Origin of the sequence: Pantoea sp. RG18 (genome assembly GCF_025910075.1) — a bacterium.
Taxonomy (GTDB): Bacteria; Pseudomonadota; Gammaproteobacteria; order Enterobacterales; family Enterobacteriaceae; genus Pantoea; species Pantoea agglomerans.
In genome coordinates, this window is record NZ_JAPCIL010000014.1 from 101,029 (window position 1) to 125,540 (window position 24,512).

Sequence of the window (24,512 nt, forward strand, 5' to 3'; positions counted from 1 at the left end):
ACGTCTTTTCAGACACAGATAAACCGATTAATGGTGCGCGCAAAGCGCAGAACAGGATTCAGGCTTGCAGCAGTTCAATACTGTTGCGGATCTGGCGTTCAATCTCCGCAGGGGTCCAGTTGCTGAGCTGACTGGAGAAAGGCTCAAAGGCATAAACGCCCTTATAGCCAAGCATCTCCAGCCGCTTCACCTGCACCACGCTCTTCAGTACATCGTTATCACTCAACATGATGCGTTCTTCATCGGTCAGTTCGGCGGTCGGACGGCGATCTTCCACGCCCGAAAGGTGCACCAGACCGATCTGGTTAACATCAATGCCTGCTGGAAACTCCTGCTCAGCCTGCTCATAGAGATGATGGTGAAAGGTATCCAGCAATAACTTAAAGGGCACGTCCGCCGCGGCGATCAATTGCTGCGTTTGTACCGCCGAACGCAGCGAGCTGACCGGAAAACCCAGTGGCTCCACCAGACCCTGAATGCCATAGTGGGCAAAGCGCGGGGCCAGCTGCTGCATCGCCGCCTGGGTTTGCTGAGGCGACACGGCTATCCCCTCATTCAGCGGACACATGACCAGCGCCTTTGCACCAATCTGTTGTGCTGTCTGTAACAGTGCTTCGGCCCGGGCCAGTAGCGCGTCATCAATGCGGTTAAACGGATAGAGCGCATTAATGGTGATGATATCAATATGATACCTGTCGGTCAGAGCGCGCAGCTGATCGGTGCTGAGATCGTCAGTGACGCTGCCGCCCGGCATGTCATTACGCAGTTCAACCTTGCTCAGCCCCAGACGCTGAACCAGCTGAAAAAATGCCTCCAGCGAGAGCCGGGGCGCAATTTTGCGGTTGATACAGAAACGGGTTGGATCGATGGCCATGCGCTGACTCCGGGACAGGAGGATGATGCGACCAAAGAGAACATTTATTTCATTAATAGTGAATAATGAAACACAAATTATTAGATCAGCCTCGCATTAATTTCATATTCCGTTTCAGCCCGATGCATAAAGGCTGGATCGACTTCGCAGTAAAACGCTCAAACCACTCCCCGGCTATTACCCTGCTACGCTAAGGCTGGCCGCTATTAGTGGCCTCCCGTCATCGTGATGCCGCGAGAGACTAAGTGGCGGGAAAAATGCGATCTGTGCCGCTAAAATCAAATTTTCCAAAAAGAACCATTTGAAAAATTTGTTCCACTGTAATAGCTTCATAGCACGCTTTCAGGTTTGCCTGGTCAGGCAGTGTGGCAGGTCGCATGGTCCGTCTGCAGGGAACTTAACCATCTAAAGAGGCAACATCATGACAATCATAGGTAACTTTATTGGCGGTAAAACCACTTTCAGCGCCAGCAACGAAACCATTCCTGTTTACGATCCGGCAACCGGCAAAGTGGTACGTGAACTGACGCAAAGTACCGCTGATGAAGTGGCCCAGGCGATTGGTGTCGCGCATGACGCTTTTGCCGCCTGGTCGAAAACCTCGCCGCTGCGTCGCGCCCGCGTTCTGTTCAACTTCAAAGCCCTGATGGAGAAGCACCGTGACGAGCTGGCGGCGCTGATTGTCTCTGAGCACGGCAAAGTCTGGTCTGATGCGCTGGGTGAACTGACGCGTGGCATCGAAGTGATTGAGTTTGCCTGCGGGATCCCCCATCTGCTCAAAGGCGAATATTCCCCGAACGTCGGCAGCGGCGTTGACAGCTACTCGCTGATGCAACCGGTCGGCGTCGTGGCGGGCATTACGCCGTTTAACTTCCCGGCGATGGTGCCGCTATGGATGTTCCCGATAGCCCTGGCCTGCGGTAACACCTTTGTGCTGAAGCCACCGGCGCTGGATCCTTCTGCTGCAGTGCGTATGGCTGAACTGCTGACCGAAGCGGGCCTGCCCGATGGCGTATTCAACGTGGTGCACAGTTCCAATGAAGATGCTGAGCAGCTCTATAAAGATCCGCGTATTGCCGCGGTGAGCTTCGTCGGTTCTTCTGGCGTGGCTGAGCATATCTATAAAACCGCCAGCGCCCACGGCAAGCGGGTACAGGCGTTTGGCGCGGCGAAAAACCACGCTATCGTTATGCCGGATGCCGACCTGGATGCCACCGTCAACGCCATTATGGGTGGTGCGTTTGGCTCTGCTGGTGAACGCTGCATGGCGCTGCCGGTTGTGGTCGCCGTGGGCGATGATACCGCCGACAAGCTGATCGCCCGTCTGACTCCGCTGGTGAACGCGCTGCGTATCGGCCCTGGCATTAATCAGGGCGCTGATGAAAATGAGATGGGACCGGTCGTTTCGGCGGCGCACCAGAAGAAAGTGCTGGGCTACATCGACAAAGGCGAGCAGGAAGGCGCGAAGCTGGTGGTCGATGGTCGTAACGTGCAGGTTGCAGGTCACGCCGAAGGTTACTACGTCGGCGGCACGCTGTTTGATCATGTCACCTCTGAGATGGTGATCTGGCGCGAAGAGATTTTTGGGCCGGTGCTGAGCATCATGCGCGCGCCGGACTACGACAGTGCGCTGCAACTGGTTAACAGCCATGAATTCGGCAACGGCAGCGCGATTTTCACCAGCAACGGTCACACCGCACGTGAGTTTGTGCAGAACGTTGAAGCGGGTATGGTCGGTGTCAACGTGCCGGTTCCGGTGCCGATGGCGTTCCACAGCTTCGGCGGCTGGAAGCGTTCAGTGTTTGGCGCGCTCAATGTTCATGGGCCGGATGGCGTGCGTTTCTATACCCGCATGAAAACGGCCACCGTACGCTGGCCATCCGGTCAGCAGACCGTGTCTGAATTCAGTATGCCAACCTTAGGCTGATTCATTTCAACGCTGATCCCGGTGCGCGACCGGCAGGATAATCTGCCGGTCGCTTTGTTCGCTGGCACCGCGCCCGCGAGCCCACCGCAGCGTCAATCGTGACAGAGAGGAGTATCAGGATGTCTTTACTGTCGAAAGCACAAGCCCCTGACGCGCAGGGTCGTATTCAGCATGTGACGCCTGAGCGCGCCGGCTGGCGTTATGTGGGATTTGATGCCTATTTGCTGAAGAAAGGGGAAACCCTGCGTCTCAGCAGTGGTGATAAAGAGCTGTGTCTGGTGCTGGTGGCCGGGCTGGCCTCGGTAAAAACCCGCCATGCTGATTTTCCCGGTATCGGTCAGCGCATGTCGCCTTTTGAGCGCGTTCCGCCTTATTCCGTTTATGTGCCGCATGATGATGAAGTAGAGGTTTACGCTGACAGCGATCTTGAGCTGGCGGTCTGTAATGCGCCCGGTCAGGGGAATCTGCCTGCGCGCCTGATTGCGCCAGCCGATGTCGGCGTTGAGCATCGCGGAAAAGGGCGCAACCAGCGCCTGGTTCACAATATCCTGCCTGACAATGAGCCGGCTGATAGCCTGCTGGTGGTGGAAGTCTATACCAACGAGGGCGATACCAGCTCTTATCCCAGCCACAAGCACGACCAGGAGGAGAGTGAAAACGAAACCTACCTGGAAGAGACCTACTATCACCGTTTCGATCCGGAACCTGGCTTTGCCATGCAGCGCGTCTACACCGACGACCGTTCCCTGGATGTCTGTATGGCACCCTATAATCGCGACGTGGTGATGGTACCGCGCGGCTATCATCCGGTAGCGACGCTGGCGGGATACAATAACTACTATCTGAACGTGATGGCGGGGCCGGTGCGGCTGTGGAAATTTACCTGGGAGAAAGATCACGCCTGGGTGAACAGCGACAGCTATCCGCGGAAAGCGTAAGTCTTCGCTGAAAAATAAACAGCAATTACGGTTTATAACCCGCGTTCATATCAGTAAAAAGGGCAGCCTGTCGCGCTGCCCTTTTTTGTGTGTGGAACTCAGCTGGTCTTTGCGTTGTTCAGTGCCAGCGAAACCGCCAGCGTCTGTGCCAGGCAGAGTGAAGCGACCTGCGAACGGAAGCCATCGACCTGCGCTTCACGTACCACAAAGCAGACATCGCTGAAGGCGGCCAACGGACTGACCTGACTGTCGGTAATGGCAATCTGATGCGCACCGCGTTTGGCACCCATTTCAACCACCTCGACCGCTTCACGTGCATAAGGCGAGTAGCTGATCGCAATCACTACATCTTTCGGGTTGACCAGGCTGAGCTGCTCGGTAAACATCCCGCCCAGGCCATCAATCAGGAAAGCGCGGCGCTCAAGATGACGCAGCGCGTAGACCAGGTAGGAGGCGACGCTGAAAGAGCGACGCAGGCCGATAACATAGATATTCTCAGCCTCATTCAGCAGTTTCACCGCTTTGTTCAGCTGCTCAGGATTAACCTGCATCGCCAACTGCTGCAGCGCCTGGCTGTTAACCATGGTAAAGACGTTGAGGATTTCCGCCGGACTTTCAGGCGCACTGGCGCTGTCGTCCGTGGAGGTCTGGCGAAACAGGCGAGCGCGCTCGGTATAGTTGACCGTCTCCTCCATCAGATGCTGACGAAAAACCTGTTTCATTTCGTTGAAGCCGCTGAAGCCAAAAGCATTCGCAAAGCGGATCAGCGTCGACGGTGGCACATCGGCCTGTTGAGCAATCGAGGCGACGGTATCGAAAGCAATACTGTTACTGTTATCAAGGATGTAGCGCGCAACCTGTTTAAGACGCTTGCTCAGCGTTTCGTAGCGGCGACGAATATCGTCCTGCAAGAGAGAAAGTTGGGTGGGATTATTGTTCATCACTTCTGCCCGTATAATTAGAATAATGGCTGCATAATGAGCGCTATAGTATCAGATGGATGGAAAATTTCATTTCTTTGCGTCAACGACGCGGTTTATTTCATGGCTTTATGAAATGGTTCACAGATTAGCTTTAGCGCCCGATGCATGACTTTTCGCGGGCAATGTCAGGATGAAAGCCGGGATGAAATGCCAGCAGGGATGGAAGTATGCAGTCTTTCACCATTCAGATTGGAATGGCTGCAGATTGCTGAAAAATCGGGTCTGGCAGCAACACATTAGCTAAACGAGCAGGGAACACGGTCAGAAGAGGAAAGCGTCCCGCACCAAGGATGGTGCGGGCCGAGCATGCCATGGATGGCAGCTTTCGCGTCTTTCCGATCTGACCGTGTTCCCTGTGACTGCACGGTCTAAAAGCGGCTTTTTGACAGAGCTGCAAATCAGGCGCGGGCAGCGCGCCAGTACTCAATCAGTCGCAGATAGTTGCCTTTAACCGTCTCAATCAACGCCTGATCGTCCAGCTCCCCCTGTAACCACTGGCGGGAAGGCTGACCAAAGATAGTGCGGCCTACCGCAAAACCTTTCACCCAGGGCGCTTTGGCCGCCGCGGCGAAGCCCGCTTTAAGCTTCTCTTCGGGCGCATCCAGACCGAGTAACAGAATGCCGCGACAGTGGGGATCCTGCTGCTCAATCAGACCGCTGATCGCCTGCCAGCTTTCCGCCGACAGCGGTGGCAGTTTCCACCAGTCAGGCTGGATGCCCAGACTGTAGAAATGGCTCAACATATCAAAGTAATACGTTTCATTCTTATCCGGGTTGTTGTCAGGCAGAATCACTTCCAGCAGCAGCTCATGACCGCTTTTGTTACAGCCGTTCCAGACGTCGAGCACCAGCTCATCCTGCTCTTTACGCAGTTCAGCACTATCATGTGGATGATAGAAGACCAGACATTTCACCACGTGTTCGGCAGGCCAGTCGATCAGCTGCGAGCCGATGTTGCCATGTTCCAGGCGCAGCGGCCGCGAGCTCGGCAGCTCAATCGGGCGGCCAATCCACCAGTTCTTACCGGTGATGGCGTTCAGCGCCTTCTGACCGTAGGTCGTATCCGCCAGAATCCCGCTTTTATTCTCTAATCCTGCTTCTCTGGCAGCCTGCTGAGCGGCTTCCAGCAGCAGCAGTTTCAGTTCCGGAATGCGGCTTTCGTCCATGCCCGCTTCCTGCGCCATATCCGCCAGCTGTTTGCGGTGGTCAAAGGCGAAGACATTCAGCTCCGGCCACTGCTGCTTGCGGGTAGTCACGCGGTGCAGATGGTTCAGACGGCTGTCGAGATCGGGACGCTTCACCTCTTTGTCGCGACTCAGGAAATCATCCAGCTCCGCTTTGGTTGGCATGGCGGGTGCGCAACCGTGGCGTGATACCACCAGCGCTCCGCAGGCGTTGGCGTAACGGCACGCCTGAGTCCAGCCCTCATCATTCAGCCAGCCGCGCAGCAGGCCAGACATAAAGGCATCGCCCGCGCCCAGCACGTTGAGAACCTCGACGCGTACGCCCGTGTGCAGCTCAGTCTGTTCCCAGCTATCCGGGATCTCGCCTTCAAACACCACGCAACCCAACGGACCGCGTTTGCAGACCAGCGTCGCCTGACTCGCCTGACGCACGTTTTTCAGCGCGGTCAGTGTGTCGGTGCTGCCACCGGCAATATGAAACTCCTCTTCGGTGCCGACGATCAAATCGAAATAGTGCACCACTTCCTGTAACTGCTGCGTGACCTGTGACGACTCAATGAAACGTGTTTCACCGTCGCCCAGAGAGGTCAGTCCCCACAACACCGGACGGTAATCGATATCCAGCGCCGTGCGCAGGCCGTTGCGGCGGGCGATATCCAGCGCTTTCAGCACCGCTTCGCGGGTCTGAGGATGGGATAAGTGGGTGCCGGTAACCGCTACGGCGCGCGCAGAGGTAATAAAAGCTTCGTCGATATCGTCCGGGACCAGACCCATATCGGCGCAGTTATCGCGGTAGAAAATCAGCGGAAAAGTCTCTTCATCTTTGATGCCGAGGATCACCAGTCCGGTCAGACGCTGCGGATCGGTGATTAGCGCATCGGTGTTACAGCCTACGCGCTGCAACTCTTCACGCAGAAAGCGACCATTATGCTCATCTCCCACCCGCGCCAGCATCGCCGATTTCAGCCCCTGAATCGCGGTGCCATAGGCGACATTGCCTGACGATCCGCCCAGATATTTAGCAAAGGAGGTGACATCTTCCAGTCGCGCCCCGATTTGCTGGCCATAAAAATCAACGGCGATGCGCCCGATACAAATCACATCAAGCGGTTTCTGTTGTGTACTCATACCTGTGGTTTCCTTCTGTGATTAGCAGCGCTGGCGGGCGTAAAGACCGACACCAGTTTCGCTCTGCTTCCGGGTCTGTAGGTGTCTGACTGGCTATGAGGGGAGTATGAGGAATAAAAATTCCATATTCAATACGAAATGAAATATCCATCGCAATTTTGTGAACCAGGTAAAACTCCTGATTGCCGCCCGCCTGCGCGAACTCTGCCAGCGTGATGTGCGGTATGTCAGGGTTGTGAAGGGGATCGCAGGAATCCGTACGCCAGTCAGGCAAGCTGCTGCATTGAAATGAATTTTTTCATCAGGCATCACTCTCTGTTAAACGTTCCAGATTTCCCCACTGTAATCGCCCGCCAGACCTGTTGCCGTCATTAAATTTGATCTCACTCGCAAAATGAAATGTTTCTTCTGTAATCGTGTTTTATGAAAAATATATTTGTTTATAATCGCCTCACGTTTCAGTTATTCAGGTCGCCTTTTCCGCCGATGACAACGCCTGGCGTTCTGTCGCGGAAGTCGGGGTCCACCAGCATGTAAGGAAGAATATGGGCACTATCAGACTGACCACGGCACAGGCGCTGGTTAAATTTCTTGATAATCAATTCATTGATGTCGATGGCGTTGAGACGAAGTTCGTAAAAGGCATCTTCGCCATTTTCGGACATGGCAACGTGCTGGGGCTGGGCCAGGCGCTGGAACAGGATAGCGGCGATCTGGTGGTCTACCAGGGCCGTAATGAGCAGGGTATGGCTCATGCTGCCACCGGCTTTGCGCGCCAGTCGCTGCGCCGCCAGATTATCGCCTGCAGTTCGTCTGTGGGGCCTGGTGCGGCCAATATGATCACCGCCGCGGCGACCGCTACCGCCAACCGCATTCCTCTGCTGCTGCTGCCAGGCGACGTCTTCGCCACCCGCCAGCCCGATCCGGTGCTGCAACAGATTGAGCAGAGCTACGATCTCAGCATCAGCACCAACGATGCCTTCCGCGCCGTCAGCAAATACTGGGATCGCGTCAGCCGCCCGGAACAGCTGATGTCCGCCTGTATCAACGCCATGCGCGTACTGACCGATCCGGCAGAAACCGGCGCGGTCACGCTGTCGCTGCCGCAGGATGTGCAGGGCGAAGCCTGGGATTACCCGGACTACTTCTTCCAGAAACGGGTGCACCGTCTGGATCGCCGCCTGCCGGTGGCGGCGCAGCTGGCAGATGCCCTGACGCTGATTAACCGTAAGCGCAAGCCGATGATTATCTGCGGCGGCGGAGTGAAATACTCCGAAGCGGGCGAGGCGCTGCGCCAGTTTGCCGAGCGCTATCAGATTCCCTTTGCGGAGACGCAGGCGGGCAAAGGCACGCTGGTCTCTGACCATCCGCTGAATGTCGGCGGCGTGGGCGAAACCGGCTGTCTGGCGGCTAACCTGCTGGCGAAAGAGGCCGATTTAGTGATCGGCATCGGCACCCGCTACACCGACTTCACTACCGCGTCGAAATGGATTTTCCAGCATCCCGATGTCAGCTTCCTGAACATCAACGTCAGCAACTTTGACAGCTACAAGCTCGATGGCGTGCAGCTGCTGGCTGATGCCCGCGAAGGGCTGACCGCGCTCACCGCCGGGCTGGCCTCGCAGCACTACAGTAATGACTGGGGCAATCAGATTGAGCAGGCGCAGAGCCAGCTGCTGAAAGAGACGCAGCGCGTCTACCTGGTGGAATATCACGATGGCGACTTTGTGCCGGAGATTGCGGATCATCTCGACCGCGAAGCAGTGTTCGCTGAGTTTAACCGCCTGACCCAGTCGCTACTGACGCAAAGCAGCGTGCTCGGCACCTTAAATGAGCAACTGCCGAAAGACGCAGTGGTAGTGGCAGCGGCGGGCAGTCTGCCGGGCGACCTGCAGCGCGTCTGGCGCACCAAAGATTACAACGCCTACCACGTTGAATATGGCTACTCCTGCATGGGTTATGAAGTGAATGCCGCGCTGGGTGTGAAGCTGGCGCAGCCGCAGCGCGAGGTCTATGCGCTGGTCGGTGATGGCTCCTTTATGATGCTGCATTCAGAGCTGGTCACCTCGATTCAGGAAGGGGCGAAGATCAACGTAGTGCTGCTGGATAACATGACCAACGGCTGCATCAATAACCTGCAGATGGAACACGGCATGGACAGCTTTACCACCGAGTTCCGGTTCCGTAATGCGGAAGGCGGCAAGCTGGACGGCGGCTTTATCCCGGTCGATTTCGCCGCTATTGCCGCCGGTTATGGCTGCAAAACCTATCGTGTGACCACGCTGGAGCAGCTTAAGGCGGCGCTGGAAGATGCCCGCACCCAGACGGTTTCCACTCTTATCGACATCAAAGTGCTGCCAAAAACCATGATCCACAAATATTTCAGCTGGTGGCACGTCGGCGTGGCGCAGGCCTCGAAGACCGAACGTTCTCAGGCGGTGGCGGACAAGCTCAACAGCCATCTGGATCAGGCGCGAAAATATTAATTTCAGGGCCGTGCCGCGGCCCGTTTTGCTCTTCTCCGTACGAACCCTACACAGGTGTAATTATGACTTTGAAACTTGGCGTCATCGGTACAGGTGCAATTGGTCAGGAACATATTCGTCGCTGCAGCCATGTGCTGCAGGGTGCACAGGTGGTTGCCGTCTCTGACATTAATGTCGAAGGTGCGCGTGCCGCACTGCAACGCCTGAATATTGAGGCGGAGGTATTCGAAAATGGACACGACGTGATTCAGTCTCCGAATGTTGATGCGGTGCTGGTCACCTCATGGGATCCGACCCATGAAGAGTTCACCTTAGCGGCGATTGCCGCCGGTAAACCGGTGTTCTGTGAAAAGCCGCTGGCGATGAGCGCCGAGGGCTGCCGCCGGGTCGTGGATGCAGAGATTCAGGCGGGTAAACGCCTGGTGCAGGTCGGCTTTATGCGTCCTTACGATGCGGGCTACCGTGCACTGAAAAAAGTGATCACCGATGGCGATATCGGTGAGCCGCTGATGCTGCACTGTGCGCACCGCAACCCGACCGTGCCGGAGAACTACACCACGCCGATGGCGATCACCAACACCCTGATCCACGAGCTGGATGTGCTGCGCTGGCTGACAAACGATGACTATAAAACGGTGCAGGTAGTCTTCCCGCGCGTCACCTCGAAGTCACACAGTCAGCTGAAAGATCCGCAGATCGTGCTGTTTGAAACCCAGAAAGGGGTTCGCATTGACGTCGAGATCTTCGTTAACTGCGCTTACGGCTATGACATCCAGTGTGAAGTGGTGGGTGAAGAGGGGATTGCCCGCCTGCCAGAGCCCTCTTCGGTGCAGCTGCGCAAAGAGGCCCGCCTCTCGAACACCATTCTGGTGGACTGGAAAGATCGCTTTATCGAAGCGTATGACGTTGAGCTGCAGGCGTTTATCAACGACATCAAAGCGGGCCAGTTGACCGGTCCTTCTGCCTGGGATGGCTTTGCCGCCTCAGTCGCCGCCGATGCCTGCATTAAAGCGCAGAACAGTGGTGCGATTGAGCCGGTAGAGATGCCGCCGCGTCCTGCTTTCTATAACTGATTTAGCTGTCTATGCGGCATGGCCGCTCTCCGCCTGGGAATAAGATAATGAACAAAGAGAATGTAAAACTGGCGATCGCCCCGATCGGCTGGACCAACGATGACATGCCGGATCTCGGCAGTGAGAATACCTTCCAGCAGACCGTCAGTGAGATGGCGCTGGCTGGCTTTACCGGCAGTGAAGTGGGCAGCAAATATCCCCGCGATCCGGCGATCCTGAAACCGATGCTCGACATTCGCGGCATCGAGATCTGCAACGCCTGGTTCAGCACCTTTTTCGCCAACGGCGACAAACAGAAAACTATCGAACAGTTCATCGAGCATATGAACTTCCTGCATGCAATGGGCGCGCGGGTGATTGGCTGTTCTGAACAGAGTAAAAGTATTCAGGGCACCGGGCTTGCGGTGTTTGAAGAGAAAGCCATTTTCAGCGATGAAGAGTGGCAGTTAACCGCGGAAGGCTACAACGAACTGGCCCGCATCGCGGCGGAGAAGGGGATGCGCGTGACGCTGCATCACCATATGGGCACCGGCATTCAGACCACTGAAGAGATTGACCGGTTTATGGAGATGACCGACGAGCAGGTCGGTTTGCTCTATGACACCGGCCACGTCTACTACTCCGAAGGCTCCCAGCAGAAAATGCTGGCGGTACTGGAGAAATATCTGCCGCGCATCTTCCACGTTCATCTTAAGGATGTGCGTGATGAGGTGGTCGCCGAGGTGCGTGAGAACCATCTTTCGTTCCTGGAAGGAGTGAAAAAGGGCACCTTTACCGTACCGGGCGATGGCGTGATCGACTTCAGACCGGTGTTCAAAATCCTGGATGATTACGGCTATAAAGGCTGGATGGTGGTTGAAGCGGAGCAGGATCCGGCACTGGCCAATCCGTTTGAATATGCGGTGAAAGCGCGGAAATATATTCGCGAGAATGCAGGTTTATAAAAAGCCCTTCTGAACGAAGGCTGGCTTCCCCGTGCAGGGAAGCCAGCCTTTTGTTTTACTTCAGCGTAATGCTTTTCACGATGTTGTCAGCATCGCTCTGCGCCTGCTGCTGATTATCACCTGGCAGCGTAATCTGCAGCGTCACCAGTTTGCCATCTACTTTCGCCAGAACCACTGAAGACCATGAGGTCTGGTTGTTGGCAGAAATCACCGTATCCAGCTGCTGTGCGGGCTGATCTTTCAGCGTCACAGATTTGTTCGACACCACCTGCAACTGCGGATCGCGGTTACGCTGCTGCTGTTCCATACGCTGCGACAGCACATCCAGCCCATCATTGGTCGGGTCGCCGGCAATCACAATAATGGCGCGGGCACCGGTTTCATCCGCATAAACTTGCATGTTAGTGGTCTGCGAACCCAGTTTACCGCTTTTATCGGACATGCCTGGTGGCAGCGAGAAGCTCAGTTTGCCATCCATCAGCGTGACGGTTTGCGCCGACTGACTGGCGCTGACGCCGTTGTCATTCGCCGCTTCATCTTTCTTCTGGTCACAGGCTGCTAAGCCGAGTACCAGTAAACCCATTCCTACATATTTCACCAGGTTGCGCATCAGAATCCCTTTTTAAGTTTCCAGTCAGGCATTAATACAACAGGAATCAGGTTGCAAACGCAACCTGATGATTGTCAGAAGATCTTAGCGGATAGTAGTGGAAACCGTATGGGCACTTAGCCGAAATTGACCTGGCGGGCGGTCTGGCGTTCAGCCAGACGTTTCAGCGCCGCGTTGAGCAGCACGCCGTAGGCGGGCAGGAAGAAGACCATGCAGATCAGCACTTTGAAGCTGTAATCCACCAGGGCAATCTCAACCCAGTGCTGCGCCATAAACGCATCGGGGCTTTTATAGAAGGCGATAAAGAAGAAGGCCAGCGTATCGCTGATATTCCCGAGGAACATGGCGCAGCCCGGCGCAATCCACCACTGTGGCAGGCGACGCAGACGGTTGAACACGTGAACGTCGAGGATCTGACCCAGCGCGTAAGCCATAAAGCTGGCGCAGGCGATACGGGCAACAAACAGATTCATCACTTCCAGTGCCTGCCAGCCCTGCCATTCACCCTGATAGAACAGCGCCGAGACACTGTAAGAGATAAACAGTGCCGGGATCATCACGGCCAGAATAATGCGTCGGGCCAGCGGTGCGCCAAAAATACGCACGGTGAGGTCGGTCGCCAGGAAGATAAACGGGAAGCTGAATGCACCCCAGGTGGTGTGGAAGCCAAACACTGAAATAGGCAACTGAACCAGATAGTTACTCGAAGTGATCACCAGCAGGTGAAACAGCGATAACCAGAAAAGCGCATGCATGCGCTGACGCGAAGAAAATGCGAGCATATTCAACCTTTTTAATGTTGGGGTGAGGGAACCCATTGCGGGACGCCGTTCGGGCAGCGCCTGGCAGTTTTATGAGCAAAAAGCGGCGGCATCTTACCGCGTTGTGCTTTTTATGCAATGGTTAATTTTAGCGCAATCGTTATCGCCTTGCTTCACCGCCAGCACGCGCTAGAATGAGCGCCCCTTACCTGAACCGAGTTGATTATGAGCGATGCTTTTTCCTCTGCCGACCATCAGCTGGATGCCCGTGGCCTGCGTTGCCCGGAGCCGGTGATGATGGTGCGCAAAACCGTACGCAGCCTGCAGGATGGCGAGACGTTGCTGATCATCGCCGATGATCCGGCCACCACGCGCGATATTCCCGGCTTCTGCCGCTTTATGGAACATGGCTTGCTGGAGCAGCAAACCGACACGCTGCCCTATCATTTTCTGATCCGCAAAGGCATGGCGGGTTAACGACAGCCGTACAGGCCGCCGTTAACCTCACTCTTCAGATCAGAAGCCGCCTGCTCAGGCGCGGCGACGCAGTAACCGCAGCGCGTTGGCGGTGACCAGCGCGGTCGCACCCGAATCTGCCAGCACCGCCAGCCAGAGTCCGGTCAGACCCAGCAGGGTTGTGACCAGGAAAATCGCCTTCAGCCCCAGCGCAATACCGATATTCTGACGGATGATGCGCCGAGTCCGGCGTGCCAGCGCAATCATCGGAGCCAGATTGCTGAGCTGATTACGCGTCAGGGCAGCATCGGCCGCTTCCAGCGCCACATCGGTGCCGCTGCCCATCGCAATGCCCAGCGTTGCCGCTTTCATTGCTGGCGCGTCGTTAATGCCATCCCCGACCATCGCCAGCGGCTGTTGCTGACTCAGTTCGCGGATCGCCGCGACTTTATCGGCGGGCAGCAGACTGGCGCGATAATCAATATCGAGCTGGCGGGCAATGGTCGCCGCAGCGCGCGGATTGTCGCCGGTCAGCATCAGGCTCTCAATACCCAGCTTTTTCAGCGCCTTTAACGCCTCGACGGCGTCGTCGCGCAGCTGATCGCGCAGAGCCAGCGCACCCAGCGCTTCGCCATCGCGCATCAGCACCACCAGGGTTTCACCTTCAGCTTCCTGTTGCGCTATCTGCGCATTTTGCTGCGGCGTCAGATCGGGTGCATGGCCGGGCGTCAGCAGCTGAATCTGCTGGCCAGCGACTTTCGCGCTGATGCCGCGTCCCGCCTGCACCAGCTGATCCTGCGCGTCAGGAATCACCAGATCACGCGCCTGCGCGGCCGCCACGATAGCGCTGGCCAGCGGATGGGTGGCACCCTGTTCCGCAGCGGCGCTCAGCGCCAGCATCTCTGACTCGCTGGCCGTGCCAAAGCGCAGGATCTGCGTCAGCTGTGGCTTGCCCAGCGTCAGGGTACCGGTTTTATCAAACGCCATTCTGCGCACCGAACTCAGCCGCTCCAGCGCCGCACCGCCTTTGATCAGTGCGCCCTGTCGCGCCGCCGCAGCCAGCCCGGAGGTAATGGCGGCAGGCGTGGAGATCACCAGTGCACAGGGGCAGCCAATCAACAGCAGTGTCAGCCCTTTGTAGATCCACGGCTGCCAGTCGCCTGCGCCGAGCAGGGGCGGCACCACCATCACCAGCAGCGACAGCAGCATGACCAGCGGCGTGTAAATACGGCTGAACTGGTCGATAAAGCGTTCGACCGGCGCACGATGCGTTTCCGCTTCTTCAATCAGTTGCAGGATACGGTCGATCGCGCTTTCACCCGGCTTCGACACCACTTCCAGCATCACCAGGCGATCAACGCTGGTAGCACCGGCGAGGATTTTTTCGCCGCTGGCCCGCGTTACCGGCAGTGATTCACCGGTTAGCGCGCTCTCATCGAAACTGGCAAGCGGACTGATTAAGCTGCCATCGACCGGCAAGCGGCTGCCCGCCGCGACTTCAATCACATCGCCGGGTTGCAGCGCTGCGAGTGGTACCTCAGTACGTTTGCCCTGTTCAAGGCGAATCGCCGATTCAGGCCGCAACGCCATCAGGCTGGTTACGCCGCTGCGCGCCCTGGAAGCGGCATAGCTTTCCAGCTGTTCGCCCAGCTGAAACAGCACCAGCACCATCGCGGCTTCAGCGTGTGCGCCAATAATCAGTGCGCCAGCTGACGCCAGCGTCATTAATGTCTCAATAGTAAAAGGCGATCCGCTGCGAAGACGCTGCCACGCGCCGCGCGCCACCGGGACCAGGCCGACCAGCGTGGTCAGCACAAACAGCCGATCGCCCCAGGCGGGCGCGAACTGGCTGAGAATGCTACTGGCAAGCACCAGCAGCGCCAGCAAAATCAGCATCCGGTTATGCTGCCAGCCCGGCGTAGCGGGGGATGTGGCCGACGTGGCTGATGGGGTTGCGAGCTGGAAGCCGGCTTTTTTCACCGCCTGTTCAACGGCGTTTTGTACGTCCTGGTCAGCGTTGACCACCAGTTTCTCGCTGCTGAACAAGACACGGGCGTCGGTCACGCCACTTACCTGACGGACAGCGGTTTCAATGGTGCGGGCACACGACGGGCAATCCATCCCGCTGACCTGCCAGCTAAAGGGATAACTGTCGGCACCTCGCCGGTCGCTTTCCTCAGCGGTGTCGGCGTCGTTGCCAGGGCTGCAGTGACTGTCACAGCAACAGCCTGCCGTCTCCGCAGGTACAGGCGTCGCGGCGTGGATAGAAAGGGAGAGGGGGCGGGCCTGGCGAACCTGGCACAGCGGTTTTGCTGCGGCGTGACTGGCACGGGGTTTGCCGCAGCCACAGGCGTGATGTTGATGCATATGGCCTCCAGAGTGTAAGAATAGTGGGATGAGCAACGCAGCCCATCCCTTATCCTACACTCTGGAGTGAACTCCAGAGTCAAGGCTATTTTTTCAGACGACCCACAACGAGCGCACGATCATAAAGTGACCAGCGAAGTAGCAGGCGGCGACAATCGCGCTGTCGGCGGTAAAGCGGCGACGATAGTGTGAGATAAACCAGACGGCGTTTGCCAGCAGCAGCAGACCGGCACCCACCATGATCGAGAAGCTGTAATCGGTCGGGCGGAAGAAGTACTGCTCGGTCGCTATCCAAGTCATCACCAGCGTCATGCCGATAAAGGTGCAGACAGGCCAGCGCAGATCTTCCAGTCGGCTCCAGATGACGCCAATCAGGGCGGCACCGATGATGAGCAGCGTCAGCGGAATTGGCCAGAAGAAGGTCATGGTCATGCTGGCGGCGAAGCAGAGGGTATAAAGCAGGTGCGACAGGAAGAAAGCCCCGATGGCATAGAGCATCTGCTGACGCGGCAGCAGCGTTAACGCATCACCGACCAGCGTCGCGACCAGACCGGCCAGAATCAGGTAGTCCGTAGTCTGCAGCACCGGTGCCTGCCAGGCCAGCCCGACAAGCAGCAGCAGCGTGACCGGCTTAAATAACCAGCGTTGCCATTGCGGGCCGCGATAGGTGGCGTCGACATAGAGCCAGCCGGAGAAAAGTACAGCGAGGAAAGACCAGAGCATTGTTTCTCCCTTTTTTGTTCAAAATGGTGAAAGATCCCAAAATATCCCTTTCAGTTTAGGTTAAGCCTCTGAGATGTGACAATCAGGCAACTCTGGTTGTATGCTTTGCCGCCTGATTAATCATCCTGCAGGCACAAGAACGCTATGAGCAAACCGCCGCTAATCTTTATCATCGTTCTGGCGATTATCGCCGTGCTGGCGACCCGTCAGTTCATTAAGCAACGCCGGGAAGTGGCGGTGAATGACGCTTCACCCGAGCGTTCTCTGCAGGTTGAGGTCAGAACCAAACGTGAATTTCCTGCACCCAATCGCCGTTCACGGCAGCGGGAAGTGATCGCCGGGGAAGAGATGCGCTACGAGGTGCTGTTTCACCCGCTGAACGGTGCCAGCGACATCAAAGTGCAGCTTAAAGAGGCGGAATATCATCAGCTGGACAAGGGCGCCAGAGGCGAGCTGAAGATGCAGGGCACGCGCTTTATCAGCTTCACACCCCGGCAGTAACCGGCGGGCATTGCACCCGCCCGGGATTATTTCTTGCGTGGGAAGTTTTTCTTCTGCCAGGCGACCAGTTCGAACACCCCGAACAGAAACACTTTGGCCTGGGTGACGCGATCAATCGGCGGCGCATCTTTGGTCTGCGTGGTGCGCAGTAACACCAGCTGCAGGCCATGCATCAGGATCATGAAAATCAGCGCAACGTTGATAAAATAAGTCAGCGGTTTCGGGTAGGGATGAACCAGGTTAGCCAGCAGAAATCCCCACACGCATAGCATCAACAGACGCCCCAAATTAAGTAACATCCTGCGTCTCCTGTTGACGTTGATACAAACGATAAGCCACTTGTCCGGCTATTTTCTCGCGATAAAGATCCCACTCCGGCGGCACCGGCGGTGCGCCATTTTCCACTTCACTTTCGACGTAAATCAGCGCCTGATCTGCCAGCCAGTGATTCTGCTCCAGCAGCTGTAACGTCTGTTCCAGCAATCCCTGACGAAACGGCGGATCGATAAACACCACATCAAAGGGTTCACCTGGCTGTGCCAGCCAGTTTAACGCATTGGTCTGAATCACGGTGCCATTACTGGCGCGCAACGTCTGCAGATTTTTTGTCAGCTGCTGCGCCACTGGCCGTTCCAGCTCCAGCAGCGTCGCCGATCCCGCGTAACGCGACAGGGCTTCCAGTCCTAATGCGCCGCTACCGGCAAAGCAGTCGAGGCAGCGCGCCTCTGGCAGCACCGGGGCCAGCCAGTTAAACAGCGTCTCACGTACCCGATCGGTGGTCGGGCGCAGTCCGGCGCTGTCCGGCACCGGCAGTTTGCGTCCGCGCCACTGGCCGCCAATGATGCGAATCTGCCCGGCACCGCCTGTACTGCGGGGGTTTTTATTCATCTTGCTCACAACTCGTCATAATTTGTTGCGTAGTTTAACGGGCGAATCGGTGAGAAGAAACGTTAAAAAAGGGTGCTGTGGTGAGCTGGCTGGAAAGTGTTAGACTACTGAGTTGCTGAAGTCATGCATTATTCTGCGGTTTACGCCGGTCTGGCGCTGACCAACTTTCATTGATTTACCCCTGGAAACCACGCGCGACCGGGACAAAGCCATCGAGGAGTGTCGTCACACAATGGCAAAAGAGAAAAAACGTGGCTTTTTTTCCTGGCTGGGATTTGGCAAAGAGGAAGAGAAACAACCTGTAGCGGAGGAGCCGACACAAGAGGTCGCAGAACCCGCAGAGCAGCAGGCAGAACAGGACGCCCCGGCATTAAGCCAGGCTGAAGCGCAAGCGGAAGAGACTGTCGTTATCACCGAAACGGTGGCCGGGCAGCAGCGTGAGGCGGAAGTCACCGCGGCAGCGCCGCACGAGTCAGCACCCATGGTGCTGGATGAAGCTGCGCCGATTGAGGCCGATCCTGAAGCGCTACTGGAAATCACCGCACCTGAACATGACGCGACGCCGGTTATTGACGCCGACGACGTGGTAAAACCAGCCGTTGATGCGGAACCCGCCGATGCGCCGTTAAGCGAAGAAGAGCTGAACGCCCTGGCACTGGGCGACGCCCCGATCGTTGAAACCCCGGACAGCGAAGCGGACGCGCCGTTAAGCGAAGAAGAGCTGACCGCGCTGGCGCTGGATGACGCCGGGATCGTTGAAACCCAGCACAGCGAAGCCGAAGCGCCGTTAAGCGATGAAGCGCTGACGCCGGACGAAGCTGCGATCGTTGAAATATCGGACAGCGAAACGGAAGCACCGCTCACCGAGGAAGAGCTGACCGCACTGGCACTGGCACTGGGCGAAGCCGAAGTCACCGACGCGGAACCGGCAGAGACATTATCCGATACCGTCAGCGATCTCCCGCTGGCCGCCGCGCCACTCATCGTGCAGGAGCAGGAGCGTCCCAGCAAAGAGGGCTTCTTTGCCCGCCTGAAGCGCAGCCTGGTGAAAACCCGTCAGAACCTCGGTTCCGGTTTTATCAGCCTGTTCCGTGGCAAAAAGATTGATGATGAGCTGTTTGACGAGCTGGAAGAGCAACTGCTGATTGCGGATGTGGGTGTGGATACCACTCGCCGCATCATCACGCATCTGACCCAGCAGGCAAACCGCAAGCAGCTGCGTGACGCGGAAGCGCTCTTCGGCCTGCTGAAAGCGGAGATGGCCTCGATTCTGGCGAAAGTGGATGCGCCACTGGACGTCTCAGGCAAAACGCCGTTTGTGATCCTGATGGTTGGCGTCAATGGTGTAGGTAAAACCACCACCATCGGTAAACTGGCGCGCCAGTATCAGGCTGAAGGCAAATCCGTGATGTTAGCGGCTGGTGATACCTTCCGCGCCGCGGCTGTTGAGCAGCTGCAGGTGTGGGGCCAGCGCAATAACATTCCGGTGATTGCTCAGCACACCGGTGCAGATTCCGCTTCGGTGATCTTCGATGCTATTCAGGCGGCTAAATCGCGTGGCGTTGACGTGCTGATTGCCGATACCGCGGGTCGTCTGCAGAACAAATCGCATCTGATGGAAGAGCTGAAAAAAATCACCCGCGTGATGAAGAAACTGGATGATTCAGCGCCACACGAAGTGATGCTGACGCTGGATGCCAGCACCGGACAGAATGCGGTCAGCCAGGCCCGACTGTTTAATGAAGCCGTTGGCGTGACCGGGATTGCGCTCACCAAGCTGGATGGCACCGCCAAAGGCGGCGTGATCTTCTCGGTGGCCGATCAGTTCGGTATTCCGATTCGCTACATCGGCGTCGGTGAAGGCATTGAAGATTTACGGCCGTTTAAGGCAGAAGATTTTATTGAGGCACTGTTTGCCCGAGAGGACTAATTAGGATGATTCGCTTTGAAGAGGTCAGTAAGGCATATCTCGGCGGACGTCAGGCGCTGCAGGGGGTAGATTTCCGTCTGCGTCCCGGCGAAATGGCGTTTCTGACCGGCCACTCCGGTGCCGGTAAAAGTACCTTGCTGAAGCTGATTTGTGGCATTGAGCGCCCGAGTGCCGGAAAAATATGGTTCAGCGGCCATGACATTTCCCGCCTGCGTAACAGTGAGGTGCCTTTCCTGCGTCGTCAGATCGGCATGATTTTCCAGGATCACCACCTGCTGATGGATCGTTCGGTTTATGAAAATGTGGCGATCCCGCTGATTATCTCCGGTGCCAGCGGCGAAGATATTCGTCGTCGCGTTTCGGCGGCACTGGATAAAGTGGGTCTGCTCGACAAAGCGAAAAGTTATCCGATTCAGCTTTCTGGCGGTGAACAGCAGCGTGTGGGCATCGCCCGTGCGGTGGTGAATAAGCCCGCCGTGCTGCTGGCCGATGAACCGACCGGTAACCTTGACGACGCGCTGTCAGAAGATATTCTGCGCCTGTTCGAAGAGTTTAACCGCGTCGGCGTCACCGTCCTGATGGCGACGCATGACAGCGGTCTTATCGCCCGACGCAACTACCGGATGATGACGCTGAATCAGGGACGTCTGCACGGAGGCCACGATGGTCAATAAACGCATTAAACGTCCGGCTGCGCCGAAAGCGAAGCAGCAGTCGAAGAGCAAAGCGCTGAAAGGCGGCTGGCAGGAGCAGTGGCGCTATGCGCTGCGCGGCACGCTTTCTGATATGTGGCGTCAGCCACTGGCCACCCTGCTGACGGTGATGGTCATCGCCATTTCACTGACGCTGCCCAGCGTCTGCTACATGGTGTGGAAAAACGTCAGCCAGGCGGCAACGCAGTGGTATCCGGCGCCGCAGTTAACCGTTTATCTCTCCAAAACGCTGGATGACACGGCGGCAGAAAACGTGGTGGCGCAGCTCAAGCAGGTCGAAGGCGTGGATAACGTCAACTACCTGACGCGGGAAGAGGCGCTGAACGAGTTCCGCAACTGGTCAGGCTTTGGCGGCGCAATGGATATGCTGGAGCAGAATCCGCTGCCTGCGGTGGCCATCATCACACCTAAGCTCAATTTCCAGAACTCAGACACCATGCAAAGCCTGCGCGATCGGGTAACTAAAGTGCAGGGCGTGGATGAAGTGCGGATGGATGATAGCTGGTTTGCGCGGCTGGCGGCGCTGACCGGGCTGGTGGGGCAGATCGCCTCAATGATTGGCGTGCTGATGATCGTGGCAGTGTTCCTGGTGATCGGTAACAGCGTCCGGCTCAGCATCTTTGCCCGACGCGACACCATTAACGTGCAGAAGCTGATTGGTGCCACTGACGGCTTTATCCTGCGTCCGTTCCTCTATGGCGGGGCGCTGCTGGGCTTCAGCGGGGCAGTGCTGTCGCTGCTGCTGTCGGAAGTGCTGGTGCTGCGTCTGCAGTCCGTTGTTGCCAGTGTAGCGACGGTATTTGGTACCACCTTCTCGCTGGAAGGCTTCTCGTGGGATGAGGCGCTGCTGCTGTTACTGATTGCGGCGATCATCGGCTGGGTGGCTGCGTGGCTGGCAACGGTACAACATTTACGTCGATTTACGCCGCAGTAAACGCCTGCAACATTTTTTTGTTATAATGGTCCTCTGCTACCGATGGTGGGTGCAGAGGATATTTCCCCTCTTCCCTTCCTGTCATCTGTGTGTAAAATATTCACCGCTATAATTGAACTTGTGGATAACTTTACCACTCTAAGTAGCACAGATTGCTTTCGGATTTCGCGCGACGTTGACGTAATGTATCGTCTGCGCAGGGAAATGTGCGGCAATTCCACTGAATTTGTGAGGGTTTGAATGACCAAAGAAATGCAAACTTTAGCTATTGCTCCTCTTGGCAACCTGGAGTCTTACGTCCGGGCTGCGAATACCTGGCCGATGCTCTCGGCAGAAGAGGAAAAAGCGTTGGCTGAACGGCTGCATTACCAGGGCGATCTGGATGCGGCAAAGACGCTGATCCTGTCTCACCTACGCTTTGTAGTTCATATCGCTCGTAATTACTCCGGCTACGGTCTGCCACAGGCTGACCTGGTCCAGGAAGGCAATATCGGCCTGATGAAAGCGGTACGTCGCTTCAACCCAGAAGTGGGCGTGCGTCTGGTTTCGTTTGCCGTGCACTGGATTAAAGCGGAGATTCACGAATACGTGCTGCGTAACTGGCGTATCGTGAAAGTCGCGACCACCAAAGCACAGCGTAAGCTGTTCTTTAACCTGCGTAAAACCAAGCAGCGTCTGGGCTGGTTCAATCAGGACGAAGTCGAGATGGTTGCGCGTGAGCTGGGCGTAAGCAGCAAAGATGTGCGTGAAATGGAATCGCGTATGGCCGCGCAGGATATGACCTTTGATATGTCTGCCGACGACGAGAGCAGCGAAGGCCGCTCTATGGCACCCGTGCTTTATCTTCAGGATAAAACCTCTGACTTTGCTGACGGCATTGAAGAGGATAACTGGGATGCGCATGCGGCTGACAAGCTGAGCTATGCGATGGAAGGTCTGGATGAGCGTAGTCAGCACATCATTCGCGCCCGCTGGCTGGACGAAGACAATAAAACCACGCTGCAGGAGCTGGCCGATCAGTACGGCGTGTCAGCCGAACGTGTCCGGCAGCTGGAAAAGAACGCCATGAAGAAACTGCGTATGGCGATCGAAGCGTAACGCACTTCGACATCTTAAGGGGCGACTTTATGTCGCCCTTTTTGTTTTTCTGCGCCTGACTATTCTACCGCCATTATCCAGCCGTCACTCTGCGCCCTGAAGCCACACGCCTGCATAAAGGCTGCCCGCACCTGCTGATCGTCACTGCCATCATCGGCAATCCACCAGTCCGCTATCGACCCATTCTGCCTGATCGTCTCCTCCAGTAAATATTGTCCCACCCCGCGTCGCCGGGTGACATCGCGCACCGACAGTCGGTGAATTTTGCCGTGGATCCCGGCGATTTCCAGCTGCAAACCCGCCAGTAGCCGGTCGTTAAAACGGGCAGCATAGAGACGATGGCGCTCATCCAGCTGCTGCTCCAGTTGTTCAATCTCCAGATCCGGCCAGACTTTGCCAAGATCGATGCGGTCCTGCGCGGTCAGCGTGGTTAAACGCTGGATAGTGAGCTTCATAACAAAAACCTCTGTAACAGGGGAAAGTGCAGCGAAAATGTACAACCAGAGTGCTACCACATTTTCATCAATAAAACAGGTCAAAAGATGGTCGGGATGCCAGGATGATAGTTGTAAACAGGGAGAGCGTGCGATCAATCCAGCATAACGCGCTGGCAAAGCGGTGAAAAACCGGCCGTTGCCTCCAGTGTATTATGCTGTTTCACTCAGTCAATTCTGAATATGTCAGTTGATTTACAGAAGAAACTTCCTGTTTAATAACCTGAAAAATAAAGCCTTATTAATAAAAAATGTCAGAAAAGTACGCTAACTCATTCATGCTTAATCAGTTTTCGACTTTATCTGACAGCACAAACACTCACAACATACACGACAAAACAAATGGGGTAGTCAGGATGAAAATGAAAGGTCGCGCATTACTGGCGGGATGTGTAGCACTGGCGATGAGCCATGCGGCGCTGGCTGAAGATATCAAAGTGGCGATTGTCGGCGCAATGTCTGGCCCGGTGGCGCAGTACGGCGACATGCAGTTCGCCGGTGCGACTCAGGCAATTGAAGATATCAACGCCAAAGGCGGTGTTAACGGCAACAAACTGGTTGCGGTGAAATATGACGACGCCTGTGACCCGAAACAGGCGGTTGCGGTAGCGAACAAGGTGATTAACGACGGCATCCGCTACGTGATCGGTCATCTCTGCTCTTCATCCACCCAGCCCGCTTCTGACATCTATGAAGATGAAGGCGTGCTGATGATTACCCCGGCGGCGACCGCCCCTGACCTGACTTCCCGCGGCTATAAACTGATTATGCGCACCACCGGTCTCGACTCCGATCAGGGGCCGACCGCCGCGAAATATGTGATGAGCGAGCTTAAACCGCAGCGCATCGCCGTAGTGCATGACAAACAGCAGTATGGCGAAGGCCTGGCGCGCTCCGTACAGGAGAGCCTGAAAAAGCAGGGCGCTAATATCGTGATGTTTGAAGGTATCACCGCTGGCGATAAAGATTTCTCTACGCTGGTCGCGCGCTTCAAGAAAGAGAACGTCGATTTCGTCTATTTCGGCGGTTACTACCCGGAAATGGGCCAGATCGTGCGTCAGGCACGTGCTGCGGGCCTGAAAACCCAGTTTATGGGACCGGAAGGCGTGGGTAATGCCTCGCTGTCGAACATCGCCGGTGCCGCTTCTGAAGGCATGCTGGTGACCCTGCCAAAACGCTACGACCAGGTTGAAACCAACAAACCGATCGTGGAAGCGCTGAAAGCGAAGAAACTGGATCCGACCGGACCGTTCGTCTGGACCACCTATGCCGCACTGCAGTCGCTGGCAACCGGCATGGAGCGCAGCAAGAGCGCTGAGCCGGACGCTATCGTGAAAAACCTCAAGGAAGGTGCCGCGGTGCCAACCGTCATGGGCAACCTGAACTGGGATGAGAAAGGTGACCTTAAGGGCTTTGAATTCGGCGTCTTTAAATGGCATGCCGATGGCACCTCGACTGCTGTGAAGTAAACCAGGCTGTTTTGTGGTGAGCGGGAGGCCG

General features: G+C 56.4%; 22 protein-coding genes. 12 read left to right on the forward strand and 10 right to left on the reverse strand.

Going from position 1 to position 24,512, the window contains the following annotated elements:
* Positions 1-58 precede the first annotated feature (58 nt).
* Entirely contained in the window at positions 59-874 is an 816-nt protein-coding gene (locus OK409_RS15395; protein ID WP_264367200.1) for a TIM barrel protein, read from the reverse strand.
* Between the two features lie 421 nt (positions 875-1,295).
* Here OK409_RS15395 and OK409_RS15400 point away from each other — a divergent pair, with 421 nt between their 5' ends.
* A complete protein-coding gene (locus OK409_RS15400; protein ID WP_010671520.1) occupies positions 1,296-2,801 on the forward strand; it encodes a CoA-acylating methylmalonate-semialdehyde dehydrogenase in 1,506 nt (501 codons plus the stop codon).
* Positions 2,802-2,920: 119 nt separating this feature from the next.
* A complete protein-coding gene (iolB, locus tag OK409_RS15405; protein WP_010671521.1) occupies positions 2,921-3,739 on the forward strand; it encodes a 5-deoxy-glucuronate isomerase in 819 nt (272 codons plus the stop codon).
* A 98-nt stretch (positions 3,740-3,837) separates the two neighbouring features.
* On the opposite strand, the gene OK409_RS15410 is transcribed toward iolB, so the two are convergent.
* Complete coding sequence (locus OK409_RS15410; protein ID WP_010253340.1) at positions 3,838-4,680, reverse strand: MurR/RpiR family transcriptional regulator; 843 nt, start codon at positions 4,678-4,680, stop codon at positions 3,838-3,840.
* Positions 4,681-5,120: 440 nt separating this feature from the next.
* Entirely contained in the window at positions 5,121-7,034 is a 1,914-nt protein-coding gene (locus tag OK409_RS15415) for a bifunctional 5-dehydro-2-deoxygluconokinase/5-dehydro-2-deoxyphosphogluconate aldolase (protein ID WP_163763334.1), read from the reverse strand.
* A gap of 545 nt (positions 7,035-7,579) precedes the next feature.
* On the opposite strand from OK409_RS15415, the gene iolD reads away from it, so the two are divergent.
* From iolD to iolE, 3 genes are all read left to right on the forward strand, one after another.
* Positions 7,580-9,520 carry a 3D-(3,5/4)-trihydroxycyclohexane-1,2-dione acylhydrolase (decyclizing) gene (gene iolD, locus OK409_RS15420; protein ID WP_264367201.1) on the forward strand — a complete coding sequence of 647 codons (1,941 nt, stop codon included), beginning with the start codon at positions 7,580-7,582 and terminating at the stop codon, positions 9,518-9,520.
* Positions 9,521-9,582: 62 nt separating this feature from the next.
* Positions 9,583-10,593: a Gfo/Idh/MocA family protein gene (locus OK409_RS15425; RefSeq protein WP_033780961.1), complete on the forward strand. Its 1,011-nt coding sequence runs from the start codon at positions 9,583-9,585 to the stop codon at positions 10,591-10,593.
* 47 nt (positions 10,594-10,640) lie between these two features.
* Complete coding sequence (gene iolE / locus OK409_RS15430; RefSeq protein ID WP_010253335.1) at positions 10,641-11,537, forward strand: myo-inosose-2 dehydratase; 897 nt, start codon at positions 10,641-10,643, stop codon at positions 11,535-11,537.
* Positions 11,538-11,592: 55 nt separating this feature from the next.
* On the opposite strand, the gene OK409_RS15435 is transcribed toward iolE, so the two are convergent.
* Both OK409_RS15435 and OK409_RS15440 read right to left on the reverse strand, forming a co-directional pair.
* Positions 11,593-12,147 carry a DcrB family lipoprotein gene (locus OK409_RS15435; protein WP_264367202.1) on the reverse strand — a complete coding sequence of 185 codons (555 nt, stop codon included), beginning with the start codon at positions 12,145-12,147 and terminating at the stop codon, positions 11,593-11,595.
* A 116-nt stretch (positions 12,148-12,263) separates the two neighbouring features.
* Complete coding sequence (locus OK409_RS15440) at positions 12,264-12,929, reverse strand: 7-cyano-7-deazaguanine/7-aminomethyl-7-deazaguanine transporter (RefSeq protein WP_010253331.1); 666 nt, start codon at positions 12,927-12,929, stop codon at positions 12,264-12,266.
* A 204-nt stretch (positions 12,930-13,133) separates the two neighbouring features.
* Between OK409_RS15440 and tusA the strand changes: the two genes are divergently transcribed.
* The gene (tusA, locus tag OK409_RS15445) at positions 13,134-13,385 is read left to right on the forward strand and encodes a sulfurtransferase TusA (RefSeq protein ID WP_264367203.1); all 252 of its coding nucleotides are present in this window, start codon (positions 13,134-13,136) and stop codon (positions 13,383-13,385) included.
* Between the two features lie 54 nt (positions 13,386-13,439).
* Here the strand turns inward: tusA and OK409_RS15450 are convergent, their stop codons facing one another.
* Together OK409_RS15450 and OK409_RS15455 are read right to left on the reverse strand one after the other, a co-directional pair.
* On the reverse strand, positions 13,440-15,731 hold the full coding sequence (locus tag OK409_RS15450) for a zinc/cadmium/mercury/lead-transporting ATPase (RefSeq protein ID WP_258993320.1): 2,292 nt from the start codon (positions 15,729-15,731) through the stop codon (positions 13,440-13,442).
* Between the two features lie 93 nt (positions 15,732-15,824).
* Positions 15,825-16,454: a lysoplasmalogenase gene (locus OK409_RS15455; protein ID WP_086906610.1), complete on the reverse strand. Its 630-nt coding sequence runs from the start codon at positions 16,452-16,454 to the stop codon at positions 15,825-15,827.
* Positions 16,455-16,598: 144 nt separating this feature from the next.
* On the opposite strand from OK409_RS15455, the gene OK409_RS15460 reads away from it, so the two are divergent.
* Entirely contained in the window at positions 16,599-16,955 is a 357-nt protein-coding gene (locus tag OK409_RS15460) for a DUF2500 domain-containing protein (protein ID WP_264367204.1), read from the forward strand.
* A 26-nt stretch (positions 16,956-16,981) separates the two neighbouring features.
* Here OK409_RS15460 and OK409_RS15465 read toward each other — a convergent pair whose 3' ends face one another.
* A complete protein-coding gene (locus tag OK409_RS15465; RefSeq protein ID WP_003852192.1) occupies positions 16,982-17,254 on the reverse strand; it encodes a DUF1145 family protein in 273 nt (90 codons plus the stop codon).
* Positions 17,244-17,843 carry a 16S rRNA (guanine(966)-N(2))-methyltransferase gene (gene rsmD / locus OK409_RS15470; RefSeq protein ID WP_010671526.1) on the reverse strand — a complete coding sequence of 200 codons (600 nt, stop codon included), beginning with the start codon at positions 17,841-17,843 and terminating at the stop codon, positions 17,244-17,246. The genes OK409_RS15465 and rsmD overlap by 11 nt, the downstream gene beginning before the upstream one ends.
* Before the next feature lie 232 nt (positions 17,844-18,075).
* Here rsmD and ftsY point away from each other — a divergent pair, with 232 nt between their 5' ends.
* The 4 genes from ftsY (at position 18,076) to rpoH (ending at position 22,518) form a co-directional block, all read left to right on the forward strand.
* On the forward strand, positions 18,076-19,773 hold the full coding sequence (gene ftsY, locus OK409_RS15475; RefSeq protein WP_264367205.1) for a signal recognition particle-docking protein FtsY: 1,698 nt from the start codon (positions 18,076-18,078) through the stop codon (positions 19,771-19,773).
* A 5-nt stretch (positions 19,774-19,778) separates the two neighbouring features.
* The gene (ftsE, locus tag OK409_RS15480) at positions 19,779-20,447 is read left to right on the forward strand and encodes a cell division ATP-binding protein FtsE (RefSeq protein WP_010253318.1); all 669 of its coding nucleotides are present in this window, start codon (positions 19,779-19,781) and stop codon (positions 20,445-20,447) included.
* Positions 20,437-21,420 carry a permease-like cell division protein FtsX gene (gene ftsX, locus OK409_RS15485; RefSeq protein ID WP_010253316.1) on the forward strand — a complete coding sequence of 328 codons (984 nt, stop codon included), beginning with the start codon at positions 20,437-20,439 and terminating at the stop codon, positions 21,418-21,420. The genes ftsE and ftsX overlap by 11 nt, the downstream gene beginning before the upstream one ends.
* Positions 21,421-21,660: 240 nt before the next feature.
* Positions 21,661-22,518: an RNA polymerase sigma factor RpoH gene (rpoH, locus tag OK409_RS15490; protein ID WP_010253314.1), complete on the forward strand. Its 858-nt coding sequence runs from the start codon at positions 21,661-21,663 to the stop codon at positions 22,516-22,518.
* Positions 22,519-22,577: 59 nt separating this feature from the next.
* On the opposite strand, the gene panM is transcribed toward rpoH, so the two are convergent.
* The gene (gene panM / locus OK409_RS15495; protein WP_033759053.1) at positions 22,578-22,973 is read right to left on the reverse strand and encodes an aspartate 1-decarboxylase autocleavage activator PanM; all 396 of its coding nucleotides are present in this window, start codon (positions 22,971-22,973) and stop codon (positions 22,578-22,580) included.
* Positions 22,974-23,368: 395 nt separating this feature from the next.
* On the opposite strand from panM, the gene OK409_RS15500 reads away from it, so the two are divergent.
* Positions 23,369-24,481 (forward strand): branched-chain amino acid ABC transporter substrate-binding protein, encoded by a 1,113-nt coding sequence (locus tag OK409_RS15500; RefSeq protein ID WP_010253311.1) that lies wholly within the window; start codon positions 23,369-23,371, stop codon positions 24,479-24,481.
* Positions 24,482-24,512: the final 31 nt, after the last annotated feature.

Excerpts from the sequence above, each read along its gene's own strand:
- OK409_RS15455 (WP_086906610.1), bottom strand. The coding sequence starts at position 16,454 with ATGCTCTGGTCTTTCCTCGCTGTACTTTTCTCCGGCTGGCTCTATGTC.
- panM (WP_033759053.1), bottom strand. The coding sequence starts at position 22,973 with ATGAAGCTCACTATCCAGCGTTTAACCACGCTGACCGCGCAGGACCGC.
- ftsE (WP_010253318.1), top strand. The coding sequence starts at position 19,779 with ATGATTCGCTTTGAAGAGGTCAGTAAGGCATATCTCGGCGGACGTCAG.
- OK409_RS15400 (WP_010671520.1), top strand. The coding sequence starts at position 1,296 with ATGACAATCATAGGTAACTTTATTGGCGGTAAAACCACTTTCAGCGCC.
- OK409_RS15440 (WP_010253331.1), bottom strand. The coding sequence starts at position 12,929 with ATGCTCGCATTTTCTTCGCGTCAGCGCATGCATGCGCTTTTCTGGTTA.
- OK409_RS15500 (WP_010253311.1), top strand. The coding sequence starts at position 23,369 with ATGAAAATGAAAGGTCGCGCATTACTGGCGGGATGTGTAGCACTGGCG.
- OK409_RS15415 (WP_163763334.1), bottom strand. The coding sequence starts at position 7,034 with ATGAGTACACAACAGAAACCGCTTGATGTGATTTGTATCGGGCGCATC.
- OK409_RS15465 (WP_003852192.1), bottom strand. The coding sequence starts at position 17,254 with ATGTTACTTAATTTGGGGCGTCTGTTGATGCTATGCGTGTGGGGATTT.
- ftsY (WP_264367205.1), top strand. The coding sequence starts at position 18,076 with ATGGCAAAAGAGAAAAAACGTGGCTTTTTTTCCTGGCTGGGATTTGGC.
- tusA (WP_264367203.1), top strand. The coding sequence starts at position 13,134 with ATGAGCGATGCTTTTTCCTCTGCCGACCATCAGCTGGATGCCCGTGGC.
- ftsX (WP_010253316.1), top strand. The coding sequence starts at position 20,437 with ATGGTCAATAAACGCATTAAACGTCCGGCTGCGCCGAAAGCGAAGCAG.
- OK409_RS15460 (WP_264367204.1), top strand. The coding sequence starts at position 16,599 with ATGAGCAAACCGCCGCTAATCTTTATCATCGTTCTGGCGATTATCGCC.
- rpoH (WP_010253314.1), top strand. The coding sequence starts at position 21,661 with ATGACCAAAGAAATGCAAACTTTAGCTATTGCTCCTCTTGGCAACCTG.
- rsmD (WP_010671526.1), bottom strand. The coding sequence starts at position 17,843 with ATGAATAAAAACCCCCGCAGTACAGGCGGTGCCGGGCAGATTCGCATC.
- iolB (WP_010671521.1), top strand. The coding sequence starts at position 2,921 with ATGTCTTTACTGTCGAAAGCACAAGCCCCTGACGCGCAGGGTCGTATT.
- OK409_RS15410 (WP_010253340.1), bottom strand. The coding sequence starts at position 4,680 with ATGAACAATAATCCCACCCAACTTTCTCTCTTGCAGGACGATATTCGT.
- OK409_RS15425 (WP_033780961.1), top strand. The coding sequence starts at position 9,583 with ATGACTTTGAAACTTGGCGTCATCGGTACAGGTGCAATTGGTCAGGAA.
- iolE (WP_010253335.1), top strand. The coding sequence starts at position 10,641 with ATGAACAAAGAGAATGTAAAACTGGCGATCGCCCCGATCGGCTGGACC.
- OK409_RS15395 (WP_264367200.1), bottom strand. The coding sequence starts at position 874 with ATGGCCATCGATCCAACCCGTTTCTGTATCAACCGCAAAATTGCGCCC.
- OK409_RS15435 (WP_264367202.1), bottom strand. The coding sequence starts at position 12,147 with ATGCGCAACCTGGTGAAATATGTAGGAATGGGTTTACTGGTACTCGGC.
- OK409_RS15450 (WP_258993320.1), bottom strand. The coding sequence starts at position 15,731 with ATGCATCAACATCACGCCTGTGGCTGCGGCAAACCCCGTGCCAGTCAC.
- iolD (WP_264367201.1), top strand. The coding sequence starts at position 7,580 with ATGGGCACTATCAGACTGACCACGGCACAGGCGCTGGTTAAATTTCTT.